Consider the following 18,956-nt stretch of genomic DNA (forward strand, 5'->3'; position numbering starts at 1 on the left):
TTAGCTAAAATTTTAGGCATATATGATGCTTATTATATCTTTAATTTGATTAAAAAAATATGACCTATATTTGAAAGGAGCCAAGGGTAGGTAAATCACCTAAAATATAGGGCTTTGTAACTTCATCATATATATCCAGCAGTATCGGTTCAGTTTCTATTATTCTGATATTTCCTTTACTATCTGTATACTCCATATTTGCACCGGCATACAACATCATTCTGTATTTTTTCCAGCCATCTTCCGTAAATTCGACTGCTTCTGTCCTTCTCATGTCTTCCAATTTTTTTATTCTTTCTTTAAGTAGATGATTTCCTTATATCAATAATACCAAGGAAAGTATTACTAGGCATAAAATCCACCTAAACTTTAGTCTACTCCTTATCTGAACCATAAGCTTCTCCTTATGACCAATCTTTATACTTATCCTTAAATAATTCAAATAAAGTAATCACATTCTCTGATATTTCTTTACTCTCTCCATTACCATAATCATATATAAACTTTCCGGGTTGACCTGTTCTGTCATGTCCAACTATATCAAGTTCATTTATATATTTAACTCCTTCATCATTTCGCTTATTCATATATTCCCACAGTTCTTCAAAACTATTTATATCTTTAAACTCTTCCAATCCCTCATTCTCAGAAATAGTCATATATCTGCCCTCACGATTATTCCATATCTTTAAGTGCGACATATTATCATTGAAGTTTTGTATAAATTCTGATGTTCTTTTACCTTCAGTTATCCGAAAGTAGCCGAGGGAAGGTGTCTTACCTAAAATATATGGATCTATAGCTTCATCAAATACATCTAAAAGCACAGGTTCTGTTTCTATTACTTTGATATTTCCTTTACTATCGGTATACTCCATATTTGCACCTGCATACTTCATCATTCTGTATTTCTTCCAGCCATCTTCCATAAAATCGAATGCCTCTATCATTCTCATGTCTTCCAATTTTTTAGCTCTTTCTTTAAGTAAATGATTTCCATATATCAATAATACTATGAAAAATATTATGAAGCATAAAATCCACCTGAACTTCAGCCTACTCTTTATTCTAACCACAAGCTTCTCCTTATGACCAATCTTTATACTTTTCTCTAAATAAACTTAATAAACTAACTATATTAATTGAAAGTTTTTTGATTTTCCCATCTCCATAATCATATATAAACCTTGCATCTTGTGCTGTTCTGTCATACCCAACTATGTCAAGTTCATTTATATATATAACTCCTTCATCATTTCGCTTATTCATATACTCCCACAGTTCTTCAAAACTATTTATATCCTCAAATTCTTCAAACCCCTCATTCTCAGCAATCGTTATATATCTATTCTCATGTGCACTCCTTATCTTTATATGTTCCATATTATCATTAAAATTTCGTATCAGTTCTGGTGTTTCTTCACCCTCAGTTATTTGGAAGGAGCCAAGTGTAGATAAATCACCTAAAATATAAGGTTTTATAACTTCATCATATATATCTAAAAGCACGGGTTCAGTTTCTATTATTCTGATATTTCCTTCACTATCTGTATACTCCATGTTTGCACCGGCATACAACATCATTCTGTATTTTTTCCAGCCATCTTCCATAAATTCTAATGATTCTTTTTTTCTCATATCTTCCAATTTTTTAGCTCTTTCTTTAAGTAAATAATTTCCATATATTAATAATGCTAAGGAAAATATTATGAAGCATAAAATCCACCTAAACTTCAACCCTCTCTTTATTCTAACCATATCATCTACCTCAAGGAGTTATCTTTAAACAAGTCTAATATTCCCATTACATCATTTTCTTCTAAAATCTTCTCTTCTCCATTTCCATAATCATATATAATCTTTGCCGGTTGTTCAGTCCCATCATATCCTATCGTATCTAATACTCCCATATTAGATAACCCCTCAACCTTTTCATGACTTAAATATTCCCACAATTCATTTATATTTTTCACCTCAGTGAACTCCATTATTCTTTCAGTTTCAGCTATTGTTTTATATTTTTCTTCAGCATAATTCCATAACTTAATATGTTTCATATTGTCATTAAAATTCTTTATTCTTTCCTGTGTGTATTCTCCTTCTATAAAACGATAGCTACCAAATTTATCCGTTTTCCCGGCAATATATTCTTCCTCATCTGCATCTATACGTTTCATATCATTGTCCTCTTCTATTATAAATACCTCACCTTTATGATTTGTAAACTCTAATTTTGCATACACGAATTTTGAAAGTCTATATCGTAAAAGACCTTCACTACTAAAATTATAAGCCTTTTGTTCTCTATCAAATCTCACTTGTTCAATATATGCTTTTAATTTCTGCACTCCCAATATCAAAATACCTGCAAGAATAAAAAATAAATATATACATATTATATTTCTTAATTTTCTTTTTGCCTCACTACTCATTTTTATTCCCCTTTAAAAAGTTCCTAAAATAATGCATTTACTGATATAGTACCATTGTCCTAATTTTTGTTTAACCATATTTCTATCTTTAAATATTGTATCCGGGGTTGAATACCCTTCCTTTTTTGCTTTTGTATCTGTTTTTCCATTATAATTATTTTTATAAGTGTCCCCTGCATCCATTTTATCTTCCGTTTGTTCAATGTATTTATCTTTTACCAAAAATTTCTTCTTTTTTCACCTTATTGTATGTTCAAAACTTCAGGTTCATCATTTGAACTGTCTTCCATACGAACTACTTTAATTTTAATATTATTGTTATCATCTATACATAAAGTAAAATCCTTGCCGTATTCTATATATCCTATAATCTCTTCTTGCTCACCCTTCTTTACCCATATTATATTCATATCTTTAGTCCAGCCGACCTTATCAAGGCTCTTTACTTGCACATACAGAGGCTCATCATACATAGAAAGTTTGTAGGAAATATCTCGCTCAAGTTCAGTATTTCCCTTTCCCGTAAGGTTTACTTCACCCTTTACATCTGTGGCAATTTCATTTAATCGTTCTATTCTGTCCATGTATTTGGGAGCATACGTCATAGTAAAACCTTCTATTGTTTTATCACTACATGTGCCTGTATAGACACCAATCCCAGCTTCTAAATATAGGGGATCCCTAAATCCATATATTCCATGAACTCCATATCCATAAGCATAGTCTCCTCTCTTACGATTTCCAAAAAGTTCAAAATCAACATCAGAAATCTCTTCTCCAAAACCTGTCTTTAAGCTTACAACATACCATTTGGGATCATCTCTTATTTGGCAATACCATACAATACAATATATTTCCTTGCCTCCCTTCTTAAGGGTGATTTCATCCCTTTCTTCATCCTTTTTCAAATTTTCAGTATATTCCCATCCTTTTGATGTGAGTTCATCTAACGGAAAAGGCATTTGATATAAAGAACCATCCAGTCTGAAAATATAATCGTCTATAGAATCTCCCATAGTAAGAGGCTTTCTGTACTCACCCCAAGTATTTCCTTGAAAAAACTCCTCTTTTTCATAAGCTGTTTCTTCAAGCTCTATAGGAGTAGCCATCATGTAGTCTGCACTATACCCACCAAATACACTTTTCTCATCCTTATGAAGCCTAACCTCCACATACTCTATATCCCTATGAAAAATGGGTTTATATATTTTATATCTTACTGTAAGTTTTCCATCTTCTCCCCCTATAAATTTCCAGTCTCTAAATTCTATAAAGTAATCACTTCCTTCTCTTCTATACATTGGCATTGTAAATATATCTTCAGATTTCATATCATAGCTGTAATTTTGAGAGAGATACTGCCATACATCCTTAGTTCTGGAAGCTCCCGCCATTTTCAGTATAATCTCTGCATTCTTACGGTCTATAAGTTTTTTATCATTTTCAAAAATAACATATCCTCCCAAACTATCTTTAAAGATATGTTCATATTCTATTTCGTTTAAAGTATAAAGAAACTCTGCCTGCTTTTCCTTAGTGTCTAGCACACCTCCCTTTCCTATAATGTTTGATGCACCTTTATGAGATACATACAGAGTCTGCATCAGCCATTTAAGCTCTTCAAAATCTAATTCAGACAATTCCTCCACCTTATTACCACACTCTTCATATTGGCTTTTTGCAAATACAGAAGTTTGTTCTATAACTTTTTTCCTATTTATAAAACCACAAGATAATAAAACACTTGTGAATGCTATTACTATAAATATTTTTTTCATTTTTCTATTCTCCAATATCCTGATATCCTGCCATATAACTCAGATTTTGTTCTTAGTGCCGGCAATGATTTATAAACTTTACCCCATGACCAAACTTTATCCTCTTTCCCATCATATGAATCCACTATCTCAACATGTTTAACATTCTCTTTTCCATAATGTTCATGCTGTACTAATATGTCTCCTCTCTTTGGAATATACTTAGCATCTTTTGTATGCCAAACAAAACCGGCTTTTTCTAAAATACTTTAATGTGTTTTACCGACATTGTCTGGATTTAGTTCACCATACTACAGACCTCTCATTTATCTCCCGTCATTTTGCCGCTTTAAGAAACTTTTATTTATACACTCTACTTCTTATTTTATAAATATTTTTACACGCTCATAATATTATCTTAATTATATCAAATCATATTTTATTTTTCATTTGTTTTTTGTTCTTTTTTATAATATATATATTCAAACAAACCTTGTATAAGGCTGTTATAATTCATAAACTTTTATATGCTAAAAAGACGATAAAGTTACAAGTTTTCTCTATCGCCTTCTTTTTTATATTTAATTTTTAAATCACTTATTAGATATTAAATTGATATATAATTTTATACTACCACGATTCAAGCTATCATTTCTTTATTCTAACTTTATTGACTTTATTATTTCAAGAGCTGCTCTTTTCCACTCATCCATATCATTATACTTACAGTTAAATGCTCCCTGAATAATATATTTATCTATGCTGACTAGATATATTATGTTATAAGCAGCTTCATCAATTCCATAGCTTTTAAATTGTATTAAACTTATACTGTTACCTGCAGCACTTTCAATTGTTTTATCTTCAAAAAAGATATATGCCGGATTCATATTTTTTATCATTGTTTTTAACATATTTATGGCATAACTCATATCCTTTTCACCCGATGAAGTTACTAATAAATTAAATGAAAAATTTACGCTTCCATCAAGACTTGTATATATAATATCCGGTTTTTTTCAGATATGTACTTAGTCCCTATAAGTTCAGGTAACATAATTACAAATTCATTTGTCTTCTATATTACCGTACTCTTCCCTCCTCTTTACATGCATTGCACTTTTCTCACCTCACTCACCTGTTGCTTCATTTATCTCCTGTAATGATGTATAAGGTATTTTTATATCTTCTATATTTTTTTTAATAAATTCTCCATTTACAAGCTCATAAATCATGCCATCATAAATAACTGCCTCATCAAATGTTCTGTACATTATATCTATCGGCCTATTATATGAATAATATATAGGATATGTATAGTATTCTTTTAATGTCGTTACATATATATAACCATCTATAAAATAATATTCTGAAGTCGATTTTTCATTTTCTCCGTAAATTATTACAGTACATCTTGACACCTTATTATTTGCATCAATATATTCTACTACTTCCCCATCCCGGCCTATTATATCTTTATTAACAACTGTTATCTCTTCATCTAAATAATCAGCCGAAAACTTTTGATAAAATCCACTTATATCACTATTTATATTATCGATATTTATTTTTTTTAATGAGGAGTCCATACATCCTGTTATTAATATACATAATACAAAAAATAAACTTAGAACTTTAATATTACTCTTCATGCCAATCTCTATCCTCTATTAATTCCAGGTTTTTTCAAATTCATCCGGTGTTCCATAGTACAGATAATATTCTTTATTTGTAGTTAATTTGTTCATATAGGCTATTAGCTCCTCTAAATTCTTTATTTCTTGTAACTTTTCCATTCCTCTCCCTCAGACATATTCTTTGGTGGTATAGGAATTCCAGCTCCGCTCTCTCCACTTATTCTTATATGCATCATATTGTCGTTAAAGTTCTTCAATCTCTGAATAGTATCCTTGGCATCAATAACACTTATACTTTAGCTGTAACTTTCACCCCATTTTCGTTTCACCACATCTTCACCCTTCGATGTGGTATCCTGTGTTGCATATCCCTCTTTTCTTGCTTTTACATCTGTTTTTCCTTTATAATTCTTTTTATAGTTATCACATGCATCCATTTTATCTTCCGGTTGATAATATTGTTACTGCATTCCAAATCCATTTCCATATCTACCAAAATGACTGTGGTAGATATTTCTTTATAGTATTTAAGTGCTCTTTCTCTTCTTTTATTACAATACTCTAAGTTAACGATTACTATGAAGAGTAATGTCAATATTTATGTTACAGAGATAATTGCTATTAACTTTTTTCAAAATTTTCATTCACCTCCAACTTTTACATCTCTCTGATATTCATAGGTTCTATATGTCATAGTAAATAATTCTCTAATACCTATTGTTCCACTCTCATGTATAACATTTTCTGTTCCATCACCCATATCAAATGTTATCCTCCCATTTAAGCCTGAACCATCTAATCCTATTACTGAAAGAGCATACAGATAATATTCACCATTTTTTGTTAGTTTGTGCATGTATGCTATGAGTTCCTCCAAATTCTTTATCTCTTTAAACTCCTCCATTCCCTCTCCCTCAGATATAGTCTTTGGTGGGATAGGAATTCCTGCTCCGTTCTCTCCACTTATCCTTATATGTTTCATATTGTCATTAAAATTATCTATATATTTCTGCATATTTTCATTTTCTATGATTTTGTAGTTATAAAGGCTACGTTTCTTCCCTGATATATATTCTGCAATATCTTGGCTGACTATATCGGTAAAGCTTTCATTCTGATTCGTAATTATCCAACTTTTCCCTGTATTATCACTGCATTCCAATTCCATTTCCAGCATATCTGCCAAAGTTACTGTAATAGCTATTTCTTCATAGTATTTAAGTGCTCTATCTCTTCTTTTTTCATCCAAATACTCTATGCCAACTATCACTATAAACACTAAAGTCAATATACTTGTAATTACTAGGATTACCTTAAGTTTATTTTTCTCAACCACATTCATATATTCTCCTTAGCCAAAACTGCTTTAATACTTTTGGAATAGATCTCCTAAATACAATACACCATATTCATCTATGATTTTTTCTTCTCCATTATCTGATTCATATGTTATTCTACCACTAAATCCCGTTCCGTCTAATCCAACCACATAAAGAGCATACAGATAATATTCACCATTTTTTGTTAATTTGTGCATATATGTTGTCAGTTCATCTAAACTCTTTATTTCTTGAAACTCCTCCATTCCCTCTCCCTCAGATATAGTCTTTGGTGGGATAGGAATTCCTGCTCCGTTCTCTCCACTTATTCTTATATGCTTCATATTGTCATTAAAATTATCTATATATTTCTGTATATATTCATTTTTTATAATTTTGTAGTTGTAAAGACTCTGCTTCTCCCCTGATATATAATCTGTAATATCCTTAGTAACTATGTCAAGTAAACTTATATCACTCCCATTTATAACCCAAGTATTCCCTTTATTATCACTGCATTCCAAGTCCATTCCCAGTGTACCTGCCAAAATTACTGTAGTAGATATTTCATTATAGTATTTAAGTGCTCTATCTCTTCTTTTTTCATCCAAATACTCTATGCCAACTATCACTATAAACACTAAAGTCAATATACTTGTAATTACTAGGATTACCTTAAGTTTATTTTTCTCAACCACATTCATATATTCTCCTTAGCCAAAACTGCTTTAATACTTTTTGAATAGATCTCCTAAATACAATACACCATATTCATCTATGATTTTTTCTTCTCCATTATCTGATTCATATGTTATTCTACCACTAAATCCCGTTCCGTCTAATCCAACCACATAAAGAGCATACAGATAATATTCACCATTTTTTGTTAATTTGTGCATATATGTTGTCAGTTCATCTAAACTCTTTATTTCTTGAAACTCCTCCATTCCCTCTCCCTCAGATATAGTCTTTGGTGGGATAGGAATTCCTGCTCCGTTCTCTCCACTTATTCTTATATGTTTCATATTGTCATTAAAATTATCTATATATTTCTGTATATATTCATTTTTTATAATTTTGTAGTTGTAAAGACTCTGCTTCTCCCCTGATATATAATCTGTAATATCCTTAGTAACTATGTCAAGTAAACTTATATCACTCCCATTTATAACCCAAGTATTCCCTTTATTATCACTGCATTCCAAGTCCATTCCCAGTGTACCTGCCAAAATTACTGTAGTAGATATTTCATTATAGTATTTAAGTGCTCTATCTCTTCTTTTTTCATCCAAATACTCTATGCCAACTATCACTATAAACACTAAAGTCAATATACTTGTAATTACTAGGATTACCTTAAGTTTATTTTTCTCAACCACATTCATATATTCTCCTTAGCCAAAACTGCTTTAATACTTTTTGAATAGATCTCCCAAATACAATACCTCATATTCATCTATGATTTTTTCTTCTCCATTGATTGCCATTTTAGTGGTCAAATCCACTACCGACTTATCTCCTTGTTTCCCATAAAGATTACCTGCTGTAACCATCGTTTCCAATATCTTTACATGCTTGCAAACATAGAGTCATATAGTTAACATCACCTTTACTTTTTATATTACAGGATGTAACAATACCACAAAATATCACTATATATCTTTAAGATAATTCTCAAATAATATCCCAAGTGATAAAGTACCTGACTCTGTTATAATATGACTCTCCCCATTTCCATAATCATATATAATCTTTGTAGGCTGATTGGTTCCGTCATAACCAATTATGTCCAGCTTCCCTATATTTGATATCCCATCAGGAGCTTCAGTAATCATATATTCATATAATTCATCTATATTTTTCACTTCAATGAACTCTTCCATTTTCTCATTCTCGGTTATTGTTACATATTTTTTTTCAGAATAATCCCATAACCTAATATGTTTCATATTGTCATTAAAATTCTTTATTCTTTCCTGTGTGTATTCTCCTTCTATAAAACGATAGCTACCAAATTTATCCGTTTTCCCGGCAATATATTCTTCCTCCTCTGCATCTATACGTTTCATATCATTTTCGTCTTCTATTATAAATGCCTCTCCTTTATGGTTTGTAAACTCTAATTTTGTATACACGAATTTTGAAAGTCTATATCGTAAAAGACCTTCACTACTAAAATTATAAGCCTTTTGTTCTCTATCAAATCTCACTTGTTCAATATATGCTTTTAATTTCTGCACTCCCAATATCAAAATACCTGAAAGAATAAAAAATACATATATACATATTATATTTTTTAATTTTCTTTTTGCCTCACTACTCATTTTTATTCCCATTTAAAAAGTTCCTAAAATAATACATTTACTGATATAGTACCTGGTTCTAAAATAGTTTTAAACTTTCCATTTCCATAATCATATATTATCTTGCCGGTTGCTCAGTTCCGGCATACCCTACTTTTTTATTTTTTGTCCTTTCATTGATTCTGAAATAAAGAGTTTCATGTTTATCCCAAATGCAAGATTTACATTTATAAATCTTTTATTTTCAATTTTACTTACATGCTTTAAATCATCAATATATAACTTTAGTTTCTGTATTTCAAAAAAACAAAAAAGCTATATTTATTGTCATTAGAATTACCTTAAGTTTCTTTTTCTCAACCACATTCATATCTTATCCTTAGCTAAAATATATTAATTATATCTTAACAAAAATCACTCTAATACTTTTTAAACAATTCCATCAAATACAATACGCCATCTTCATCTATAACTTTCTCTTCACCGTTATCTGATACATATGTTATTCTGCCATTAAATCCCGATCCATCTAATTTTCCACTTGGCTTACCTTTGTAAATAATGCCGCACCTATAAGTTTTTCATTCTGATACGCTCTAGTCTTTACATCACTTTCTTTCATTAACATATACTCATTAATCACTTCTCTATGCTCAAGTCTGCTGACTCTTGCTACAACAGCCAATTTCTCATCAAGAAATGTCAGTCTTCCCCTATATCATAATATTCCCTTACAGCAATCTTATACTATACTTTACCTGAATCAACTTCTAAATACCTGCTAAAAACTTTCAATATACTCAGACAATATCTTTAAATTTTCTTTTTCAATGTCATTTAAATTATTCTCACTGAAATTTTCATTTTCTTCATACCATATTTTTTTTATAAAGTAGTTAAATTCTATACTAAACTTGGGGTATATCTTTCCATGTCTTGCATATATCTCTTCACGAGCCATACATGCTGCCAGCTTAGAAAGTTTTTTCAACTTTTCTAAATTCGATGCTTCACTAATAAGCTCAGTATCACTTCCCTGAAATATCTCATCATTATCATCTGTACTTATATACATACTTATTCTATTTCCCTTTGAGTCATACCCATATTTTTCTATAAATCTTTCATAGTCCGACAGCAAACTATATTCCGGGTCAAAGAATGTCTTCATCATATATCCCAAATCATAGTATGCCAAATCATCATACCATTGAGAAACTTTAGATATTCTCCACTTATTATCCTCACACAGTTCTAAATACACCTCACCATCGCTGATTTCCGGCATATCCTCAGCCAATATTACCTTTTTTACAAATTGAATTTGAACACATATACTCTTTTTACTTCTACTCTTTACACTAAACTCACCATCTGTATAAATTTTATAGTATAAGCAGCTACTTAAACTGCTCCTTGATGTTCTTGACTGTGTACATCTCCCTCTATAAAACCTTATATCATACATTTCACACAGATAATCATAGGCTGCATCTTTAATATAATCTCTATGGTATTTATATAGTTTTTCTTCATCCTCCTTATTTTTAAAGTAATAATCATTATATCCATCCGACTCTCTGCAAGATATCTCATCACCAATCTTTTCTCCTGAATCCATAAAATCGGCAATCTCTTTTATAATCTCTATAGCTCTTTCATCAGTCATTTCAGGATTGTTATCTTTATTTTCAATGGCAACAGTTTTAACATTGAATAACAGAAGTAATATAAAACTTATGCTAATTACACTTAATAATTTATGTTTCATACTCTTTTCTCCTAAAACTCTTCCAAATGTGACTTTATAATCTCTAAATTATGCCTTTCAATATCACTTAAATCATCCTCACTGAATTTTTTATTCTCTTTATATCAGCTCAATCCATTGAAATAATTATATTCTATAGAATATTTCGGATACATTTTCCCATGCCTGGCATATATCTCTTCATAAGCAATATAGGTTGCAAGTTTAGAAAGATGTTTCAATATATAACTGTCATCTAAATTCTCCAACACATCAAAACTGCTGCTCGCTAAAATCGCGTCCTTTAAAGAATATCTTAACATCTGCATAGGTATTCTATTCCCATTTTTATCGTACCCATAATCCCTAATAAAAGTATCATAATCCTCTTTTACATTATTTTGACTGTCAAAAAATTCATCTATATATTCTTCCAATTCATAAAACACTAAATCATCATACCATTGAGAGATCTTAGAAATTCTCCATTTATTGTCATCACAAAGAGTGAGAAATATCTGACCCTTATCTGTATCCGGCATCCCGTCTCCAAGACTGCTGTCTTTATTAAAAACAGCTTCAATACATATTTCATTATTTCTTCTCGACAGAATGTTGTAATCTTCTTCAGCTTCCAATTTATACCTGATGGTTCCACCGTCAAATCCTGTTTTCGCCTTTCCCATGCCGGAATTAAACCTTGTGATTCTATACATTGCAGTCAAATAATTATAAGCACTATCTTTTATATAATTTCTATGATAGATTTCTAATCTACCTTCATCTTCTTTGTTCTTAAAATAGGCAAAGTTTTCCCCATTAATACCTTCGACAGCTTCACCCGTTTCTATACCTGTATCCATAAAAGATACTATTTCTTTTACAAGCTTTATTGCATCTTCATCTGAAAGATTTTCTACACCATAATTATAATCAATGAATTTTTCTGTTTTTGAATATGTATTTATCCCGCATCCATAAATAAAACACATCAGCAAGAGTATTATTGTGAATATATGTATTTTTTTATCTATCACTTTCTTCTCCTCTCAATAACGGTCTATCCGGTTCATAAATAAAATATCTTCTAACTTTGCTTATTTATGACTTCGTCAATTCCCCCATAAACTCTTGGTTTTTCAAGATTTTCTTTTATATAAAAATATGGCAAGTTTCCTTTCATAGTTTCTCCATAATTACATACATAGTATCAATTTCCAACTATATGTTCAGTATGGTAATTATAATTTATAAATTCATGATAATCATTTCCATCTTTAAAGGTATCATTCCAATAAAACACATCACCATAATTCCTATGTGTTTTTATACCCTTAATAGCCCTCTCAATGATTAACTATTTTTTATGTTTTGAAATATCAAATGATATAACTTTGGTCTTTTTTACATAGCCATAATATATTTCATTTTATTCTAACTATGCCATAGTTCATATCTGTTCCATTCTTTATGTCAGCAACTATCATATATCTTCCATATATGTCTTTTATGTAATCAAATATTGGTTTTAATACTTCCTCTCCCTCTAAATTTAAAAGACCGTACTTTCTAATCTTCATACTTGAATCTGAATAAATGTAGCCAATCATTGCTGAATGTTCTTTATAATATTTCGCTTTTGAAACAAAAAACAATGAATTACCTCGAAAAATATTTTCTCCATTCTTCCCTATAACAGATACTAAATCTTTTGTTACAAAGGCTTTCCCATCATGAAATTCACCAATAATTAAAGGAACTCCACTTATAGCACTGTATGAGTAAAAAGGAATCACAATGTCTCCCTTAGTATCTATGTAAGCCCATGCAATATAACCGTCACCCAAATAATTATTAATTGCAACAGCAGCAAGACCTTCACTAAAATTATGTGCATCATCATATTTACATTCTATGACCTCTTTACCATTTTTGTCTATATAGCCCCATTTATCTTGCCTTTTTACAGCGGCAAAACCTTCATATAAATCACTAATTTCATCATAAAAAGTATTTGTTACTACAATTCCTTTCTTGTTTATAAAAGTCCATTTATCCCCCTGCCTAACAGCTGCCAAACCTTCATGAAAATTCATTACTTCATCATATTGAAAGTCTATTACTACATTTTCATTTATATCTATAAACCCCCACTTATTATCCTTATCCATAACCGCAGCATAATTTTCATAAAATAAATGTACATCATAAAAATTAAAATCAATAACCTGATTGAAGTTTTTATCTATGAATCCCCACAAACCCTTAAATTTAACTGCTGATAAACCATCTTTAAAAGAATATATGTTTTCATAAGTTTTATCCGATAACTTGTTGCCTGATTTATCAACATAGAAAAAAGAAGAATTTTTATTTGCAATAAATACATTTTCTCTATCAAAATCAATATCATCAAAAAGCGGATACTCATAGATATCTTTGGTACTTGCATCAATAATACAAACTTCTCCACTGTTCTTATAAAATTTAAATAAGTTCCCCTCTAAAAAACTTATATCTTTATATAAACTTGGTTTGATTACCCACTCCCATTGAGTATTTGTTTTATTAATCAAATTTGATACCATAGTACTAGAAAATATTAGAAACAAAGCAAATATTAAAAGTGAGATTTTTTTTCTATTTAGTAAATAATTGTGCCTCTCCTTCCCTTCTGTCCTTATAATCATATTTAATATTACCCCCTTTGCTATTTATAAATAACTCTGGTGTTAGAATATAATTAGTACAAAACAAAATGAGATATTTCCTTATTTGTTATATAATAAACCTTAGGAGGAACTCATTATGTCAAGTAAAAGAAACCATCACTCAAAACAGTTTAAGCTGGATGCTATCAACTATCGAAATGAACATCCTGATCTTACTCAAGTTGAATGTGCCAAGAATCTTGGTATCGGTGTTAGCACACTTGCCAAATGGGAAAGTCAATTTCGTGATAATAACGGTGACATTCCCGTTCGTGGCTCAGGTAACTATCAGTCTGATGATGCAAAAGAAATAGCTCGTCTTAAACGTGAGCTTCGTGATGCTCAGGATGCTCTTGATGTACTAAAAAAAGCCATAAGCATTCTGGGGAAAAGCTAACTATTGCTATCTATACAGAGGTTTCTGCAAAGGTAGAGGCAGCTAAAGTAAATGGACACCGTGTCTCTACTTCCGGAATGCTTAAATTTTTAGGTGTGTCTCGATCCGGATATCATTCTTTTCTTAATAGAAAACTATCTTCTACTATTCAGAGGAAGGAAGCTATTAAGAAGAATATCCGGCTTATTTATGATGCTTCAAAACAAAACTATGGTGCTCCTAAAATAACCAAAGAACTTCGTAAGTCAGGTGAAACTATTGCTGAGCGCACTGTAGGAAAATATATGCGTGAAATGGGTATTAAAGCCCAATGGATTAAGCCTTTTACTACCACCACCAGAGACTCTGATTTTAGTACTGAACTTACAAACATACTTGATGAACAATTTAACCCGGAACGCCCTAATGCCGTATGGTGTACAGATATTACCTATATATGGACTCAAAACGGCTTTGTTTACCTTAATTGTGTTATGGACTTATTTGCTAGGAAAATAATAGCCTGGACACTTTCTGATACTATGGAAGTATCAACAGTTGTAGCAACCATTAATAAAGCAAAGACTTATCGTAACACCGAATCGCCTTTAATAATACATTCTGATCGTGGCAGCCAGTATGTATCAAATGCTTGGCGTGAAGCCACTAAAACTATGCAACGAAGCTATTCTCGTTGTGCCTATCCATATGACAATGCGTGCATTGAATCATTTCATTCATTGATTAAAAGAGAATGGCTAAACAGATTCAGTATTCAAGACCACAGCCACGCATATAGGCTTGTATTTGAGTACATTGAAGCCTTTTATAACACGGTAAGGATTCATAGTCATTGTGATTATATGTCTCCTGACGAGTTTGAAAAGCTATATAATAAGGCACTTGTTCTTACAGCATCTTAGCCGGTAGAACCTCTCATTTTAATTTGTACTAAATCTTGACATAGGACCACTCTTTTATTTTTTTCGGATCATATTTTCCATTGTTATTTATAATATAATCTCTAAGTTCTTTCCTCGCCTCTTACTTGTACTTGTATATCTATTATCTTTATATATATCTATCTTTATAAGTTTTCCTCCCCAATCTATCATTATTATAAACAGACATTTGTTTAAGCAATATATCAATTTCTGACTCAAAAAAATTTGTTGCTAAAAGCCTATTGCAGTAGCGTAAACCCCTACTGCTGCATTATATAATCCTGCTGTAGTAATAACTGTTGTTTTTACTCCTCCCACTATAATATCTTTCAACTTATCTTTAGATTCCTTTATAAATTGTTCATCTTCTAATGCCTTTTGAAAAAAATAGGCATTCACTTCATCTAAGCAAACAATATATCCTACATTTTTTCTTCCAAAAGCTCCTCTAAATCCTTAAAAATCCATTGTTCATACTCATCTTTTTTGTATTAAAATCTTTTAAAAACTCTTCTCTCAGAAAATAACTGATTTTGCATGTTTTCGATATCCATTATTACCTTACTCTCCATAAAAATATAGTATTTTTACTCCAACTTCTCAAATAGATCAAACAAGCTAAGTCTTCCTGAATCTCTCAGTATTTTTTCATATCCATTATCTAATACATATGTTATTTTACCGTTAGATCCGGATCCATCTAAGCCAACCACCGAAAGAGCATACAAATAATATTCACCATTTTTTGTTACTTTATGCGTATAAGTTACCAGCTCCATTTTCTCCACTTATTAAAATATTAGTTTAAAAATAAAAATTCTATATACTTATTGAATGGGTTTCATAACAACTTCACCGTTTTCATCCATTACTAATATAGGATTGCTTCCATCCTTATCAAGTCTAATTATACGCAATGTAGTGCTTTCCTCTATTTTATATTGATATAAGAAAACGTAATCATCACTGCAATATATCCCCGGTGTATATATGTCATCACTCAATTCCCGACAATCATAAATATTTCTGGTAGTACCTTTTTCTATATCTGTAACCAAAACCTTTATTTCTTTCGTTGTAGCATTATTCACATTTGAAATACTATATATATAATTATCATTTACTTCAAATACTTCTATCTCGTCATCAGTGTCTATTGGGTACATCGGCACATCTAGTATTTCATACTCAAGTTGAGAAGTATCCCCTGCATTTTCTATATTTTCAATATCAACTCTAAACATTACATAAACATAAGCTTTAAATTCTACTCTGGTTTTTTCTTTTTCATCAAAATTACCTGTACTGTCAAATGAAATTTTATTTTTGTAGTTTTTATCTCTATAACATAATTCCAATGCATGATAAAAATATATATATCCATCTACTGCTCGATAGTAATCCGGATTTTGTTTGGATAAACCTATACTGACCAGTTCATAATCTTCCATATTTCTGTTTTTAGTATTTCTTAATTTATTTTTATTTTCTCTTATTTTGTTATCCCAGCCTTCTGCCCATTCATCATATTGTTCCAAATTTCTGAAATTATTATTATAATCCCATATTGACGGCACCTTATAATAATGCACTGTATATAAAACTTTTGGCATATACTTAACTCTATTCCAATCAAATATATAATGGTATGGCACATCCACTCCCATCCCATAATTTGAAAGTTCCTCCCTTAGCATACGCATATTGTAATCATTGAATATAATACCACCAACACCTCCGGCCATTAACTGACCATAATACATCTTTGAAGAATAGATTTTTTTACCGTCTAAGTTATATTTACTTATTGTATTATTATCATATACATAATTATATATATATCTACCATCTATATAAATTCTATCTCCACTTCTCTTAATTATTGGCTTTGTTTCATTATTTTGGTTGACTTTATATATATCATATACACTATTATCCAAAAAGAATATATTCGAATTATCAGGTATAATCCATGCTATTTGTTTTAAACCTACTTCTTTCACCTCTGTACCAACACTATTCATATACATAAGTCTGCCCCTATACAAAAAATATATACCTTCTTTTGTTTGGCAAACCCTTCCTATGCTTCTTACAGTTACTTTTTCATTATCATGAAAGAACATTTTTCTGATAATATTCGGATACTTATGTGCAGGAATATACATAAAATCACATAATGACAGTACAAAATATGCTATAGCAATTATACTTATACATATAATCCATTTCTTTTTCATATTAAAAGCCTCCATTCCACAGGATTCTGTTGTTAATATAAATTGTGATGAAAAATATTTTTCAAAAAATAAATAAAAATTTCCATATATTTATGGAACAGGTTTCATAACAACTTCACCGTTTTCATCCATTACTAATACAGGGTTGCTTCCGTCGCGATTTATCCTTGTAATACATTGTTTTTCACCATAATCACCATACTCATATATGAATATGTATTTATCTGTAGCAAATATTTCAGATGAGTCATTCCCAAGGAAAAACCTCTTCTTTTTATAAACTTCCTTATTCAATCCGGTGTCAACATCTATATAATAAATATATAGATTTCTATATGATTCTTTATCTGTATATTCATCCTCATTTATTACATATACATTTTTATTATTAACAATGAATCTACTCCAATCTCCCAGTATGTTCGGGCTTTTACTTACTCTTTCATAGTTTACATAAGTTTCATTAGAGCTGTTTTTTATTTCATCTATACTGATTCTAAATACCGCTTTTACATTAATTTGGTAGGTGAACTTCTCTCTGTTATCATCACTGTATTCTTCTTCCAAAGTCATCTCTTCCGACTTTCTTTTATATTCCTTGTCCAAATAAGTGATTTTCTGATTTCCATAAAGATAAATATACCCGTCTACTTCATCTGAAAAATTCCAAACAGATAATTCTATACTCTGTAAGTCGTAATTATCCGGATCTTTCCCATTTACTTGTTCATACATTCCTCCGCTTCTTACTTCTTTATCCACTTCTTTTGCCAAATCATCATATTCTATAACATTTTCTCTATTATATGAGTCCCATTCCTCCGGTTCTAAATAGTACCTTGAAAACTTTACCTCATGTAGAAGATACTTTATCTTATTTACATCAAGTCTGTAATATTGTGGAACACTAAGAGCTATACGTTCATTTTGATACCATTTATAAAAAATGTAATCATCAAATATAGTATGACTTGTCGTAAAATCTAATGCCTCTTTATTGCTAAAAATCATCTTTCCACTAAAATCATATTTTCTTAACCCATGTTTTCCACTTAATGTATATATATTTTCACCTTCCATATACATCTTACCTGAATCATTGGCAATTTTTACTATTTCTCCATTTGCATTCACCTTATAAATACTCGCAACATTATCACATTCACGCAAAAAAACAGTATTATCTTTTGCTAAAACACCCACAATTTCACTTGGTATTTTGCAGATTTCATTTATATTTCCATCAGAGTTTTCCATATACATAAGTCTGCCTTTATATACAAAATATATACCGTTTTCTGCCTGCTCCACTTTACTGATTACTTTTACACCAGTTTTTCCATCCTGATTTGATTTATTTTTCCGGTTATATGTATCTGATGAGATATACATGGAGTTGATTTTAGGCAATGTGTAAAATATTAAAGCAAATATAGGCAATACTATAGCAACCACTACTACCCATGTGAATATTATTTTTCTCATAA

The 18,956-nt window shown here is 30.5% G+C and carries 22 protein-coding genes and 3 pseudogenes; 2 read left to right on the forward strand and 23 right to left on the reverse strand.

Going from position 1 to position 18,956, the window contains the following annotated elements; translation table 11 throughout:
• Window positions 1–67 precede the first annotated feature (67 nt).
• From EHV10_RS03445 to EHV10_RS03530, 19 genes and pseudogenes are all read right to left on the reverse strand, one after another.
• Window positions 68–292 (reverse strand): annotated as a pseudogene (locus EHV10_RS03445) (hypothetical protein); the annotation flags it as partial.
• Window positions 293–404: 112 nt separating this feature from the next.
• Window positions 405–1,076, reverse strand: coding sequence for a hypothetical protein (locus EHV10_RS03450; protein ID WP_128673417.1), 672 nt, complete (start codon window positions 1,074–1,076; stop codon window positions 405–407).
• A gap of 10 nt (window positions 1,077–1,086) precedes the next feature.
• On the reverse strand, window positions 1,087–1,758 hold the full coding sequence (locus EHV10_RS03455; RefSeq protein ID WP_128673418.1) for a hypothetical protein: 672 nt from the start codon (window positions 1,756–1,758) through the stop codon (window positions 1,087–1,089).
• 5 nt (window positions 1,759–1,763) lie between these two features.
• On the reverse strand, window positions 1,764–2,432 hold the full coding sequence (locus EHV10_RS03460) for a hypothetical protein (protein WP_128673419.1): 669 nt from the start codon (window positions 2,430–2,432) through the stop codon (window positions 1,764–1,766).
• Window positions 2,433–2,444: 12 nt separating this feature from the next.
• Window positions 2,445–2,654, reverse strand: coding sequence for a hypothetical protein (locus tag EHV10_RS03465; protein ID WP_128673420.1), 210 nt, complete (start codon window positions 2,652–2,654; stop codon window positions 2,445–2,447).
• 20 nt (window positions 2,655–2,674) lie between these two features.
• Window positions 2,675–4,210, reverse strand: a complete 1,536-nt coding sequence (locus EHV10_RS03470; protein ID WP_128673421.1) for a hypothetical protein — start codon at window positions 4,208–4,210, stop codon at window positions 2,675–2,677.
• Between the two features lie 635 nt (window positions 4,211–4,845).
• A complete protein-coding gene (locus EHV10_RS14870; protein WP_243116052.1) occupies window positions 4,846–5,121 on the reverse strand; it encodes a hypothetical protein in 276 nt (91 codons plus the stop codon).
• Between the two features lie 198 nt (window positions 5,122–5,319).
• Window positions 5,320–5,841, reverse strand: a complete 522-nt coding sequence (locus EHV10_RS03485) for a hypothetical protein (RefSeq protein ID WP_128673422.1) — start codon at window positions 5,839–5,841, stop codon at window positions 5,320–5,322.
• A 57-nt stretch (window positions 5,842–5,898) separates the two neighbouring features.
• Window positions 5,899–6,080: pseudogene (locus EHV10_RS15355) on the reverse strand (hypothetical protein); the annotation flags it as partial.
• Window positions 6,081–6,122: 42 nt separating this feature from the next.
• A complete protein-coding gene (locus EHV10_RS14880; protein ID WP_243116053.1) occupies window positions 6,123–6,263 on the reverse strand; it encodes a hypothetical protein in 141 nt (46 codons plus the stop codon).
• Window positions 6,264–6,466: 203 nt separating this feature from the next.
• On the reverse strand, window positions 6,467–7,168 hold the full coding sequence (locus tag EHV10_RS03495; protein ID WP_128673423.1) for a hypothetical protein: 702 nt from the start codon (window positions 7,166–7,168) through the stop codon (window positions 6,467–6,469).
• Window positions 7,169–7,192: 24 nt separating this feature from the next.
• Entirely contained in the window at window positions 7,193–7,849 is a 657-nt protein-coding gene (locus EHV10_RS03500) for a hypothetical protein (protein ID WP_128673424.1), read from the reverse strand.
• Window positions 7,850–7,873: 24 nt separating this feature from the next.
• Window positions 7,874–8,530 (reverse strand): hypothetical protein, encoded by a 657-nt coding sequence (locus tag EHV10_RS03505; protein ID WP_128673425.1) that lies wholly within the window; start codon window positions 8,528–8,530, stop codon window positions 7,874–7,876.
• Window positions 8,531–8,554: 24 nt separating this feature from the next.
• On the reverse strand, window positions 8,555–8,707 hold the full coding sequence (locus EHV10_RS14490) for a hypothetical protein (RefSeq protein WP_158609900.1): 153 nt from the start codon (window positions 8,705–8,707) through the stop codon (window positions 8,555–8,557).
• A gap of 90 nt (window positions 8,708–8,797) precedes the next feature.
• The gene (locus EHV10_RS03510; protein WP_243116054.1) at window positions 8,798–9,481 is read right to left on the reverse strand and encodes a hypothetical protein; all 684 of its coding nucleotides are present in this window, start codon (window positions 9,479–9,481) and stop codon (window positions 8,798–8,800) included.
• A gap of 496 nt (window positions 9,482–9,977) precedes the next feature.
• Window positions 9,978–10,133, reverse strand: a complete 156-nt coding sequence (locus EHV10_RS14885) for a hypothetical protein (RefSeq protein WP_243116055.1) — start codon at window positions 10,131–10,133, stop codon at window positions 9,978–9,980.
• A 96-nt stretch (window positions 10,134–10,229) separates the two neighbouring features.
• Window positions 10,230–11,219, reverse strand: coding sequence for a YARHG domain-containing protein (locus tag EHV10_RS03520; RefSeq protein WP_128673426.1), 990 nt, complete (start codon window positions 11,217–11,219; stop codon window positions 10,230–10,232).
• A gap of 104 nt (window positions 11,220–11,323) precedes the next feature.
• The gene (locus EHV10_RS03525) at window positions 11,324–12,235 is read right to left on the reverse strand and encodes a hypothetical protein (RefSeq protein ID WP_243116056.1); all 912 of its coding nucleotides are present in this window, start codon (window positions 12,233–12,235) and stop codon (window positions 11,324–11,326) included.
• A gap of 387 nt (window positions 12,236–12,622) precedes the next feature.
• Window positions 12,623–13,888, reverse strand: coding sequence for a WG repeat-containing protein (locus EHV10_RS03530; protein ID WP_243116057.1), 1,266 nt, complete (start codon window positions 13,886–13,888; stop codon window positions 12,623–12,625).
• A 118-nt stretch (window positions 13,889–14,006) separates the two neighbouring features.
• Here EHV10_RS03530 and EHV10_RS03535 point away from each other — a divergent pair, with 118 nt between their 5' ends.
• Both EHV10_RS03535 and EHV10_RS03540 read left to right on the forward strand, forming a co-directional pair.
• Window positions 14,007–14,306 carry a transposase gene (locus EHV10_RS03535; RefSeq protein ID WP_128673427.1) on the forward strand — a complete coding sequence of 100 codons (300 nt, stop codon included), beginning with the start codon at window positions 14,007–14,009 and terminating at the stop codon, window positions 14,304–14,306.
• 8 nt (window positions 14,307–14,314) lie between these two features.
• Window positions 14,315–15,208, forward strand: coding sequence for an IS3 family transposase (locus tag EHV10_RS03540; RefSeq protein ID WP_128673428.1), 894 nt, complete (start codon window positions 14,315–14,317; stop codon window positions 15,206–15,208).
• A gap of 252 nt (window positions 15,209–15,460) precedes the next feature.
• Here EHV10_RS03540 and EHV10_RS14495 read toward each other — a convergent pair whose 3' ends face one another.
• The 4 genes and pseudogenes from EHV10_RS14495 to EHV10_RS03555 form a co-directional block, all read right to left on the reverse strand.
• On the reverse strand, window positions 15,461–15,628 hold the full coding sequence (locus tag EHV10_RS14495) for a hypothetical protein (RefSeq protein ID WP_158609901.1): 168 nt from the start codon (window positions 15,626–15,628) through the stop codon (window positions 15,461–15,463).
• A 188-nt stretch (window positions 15,629–15,816) separates the two neighbouring features.
• Window positions 15,817–16,005 (reverse strand): annotated as a pseudogene (locus tag EHV10_RS03545) (hypothetical protein); the annotation flags it as partial.
• A gap of 51 nt (window positions 16,006–16,056) precedes the next feature.
• On the reverse strand, window positions 16,057–17,469 hold the full coding sequence (locus EHV10_RS03550; RefSeq protein ID WP_243116059.1) for a hypothetical protein: 1,413 nt from the start codon (window positions 17,467–17,469) through the stop codon (window positions 16,057–16,059).
• Window positions 17,470–17,559: 90 nt separating this feature from the next.
• Window positions 17,560–18,954 carry a hypothetical protein gene (locus EHV10_RS03555; RefSeq protein ID WP_128673430.1) on the reverse strand — a complete coding sequence of 465 codons (1,395 nt, stop codon included), beginning with the start codon at window positions 18,952–18,954 and terminating at the stop codon, window positions 17,560–17,562.
• Window positions 18,955–18,956 lie beyond the last annotated feature (2 nt).

Source organism: Lachnoanaerobaculum gingivalis (assembly GCF_003862475.1).
Classification (GTDB): domain Bacteria; phylum Bacillota; class Clostridia; order Lachnospirales; family Lachnospiraceae; genus Lachnoanaerobaculum; species Lachnoanaerobaculum gingivalis.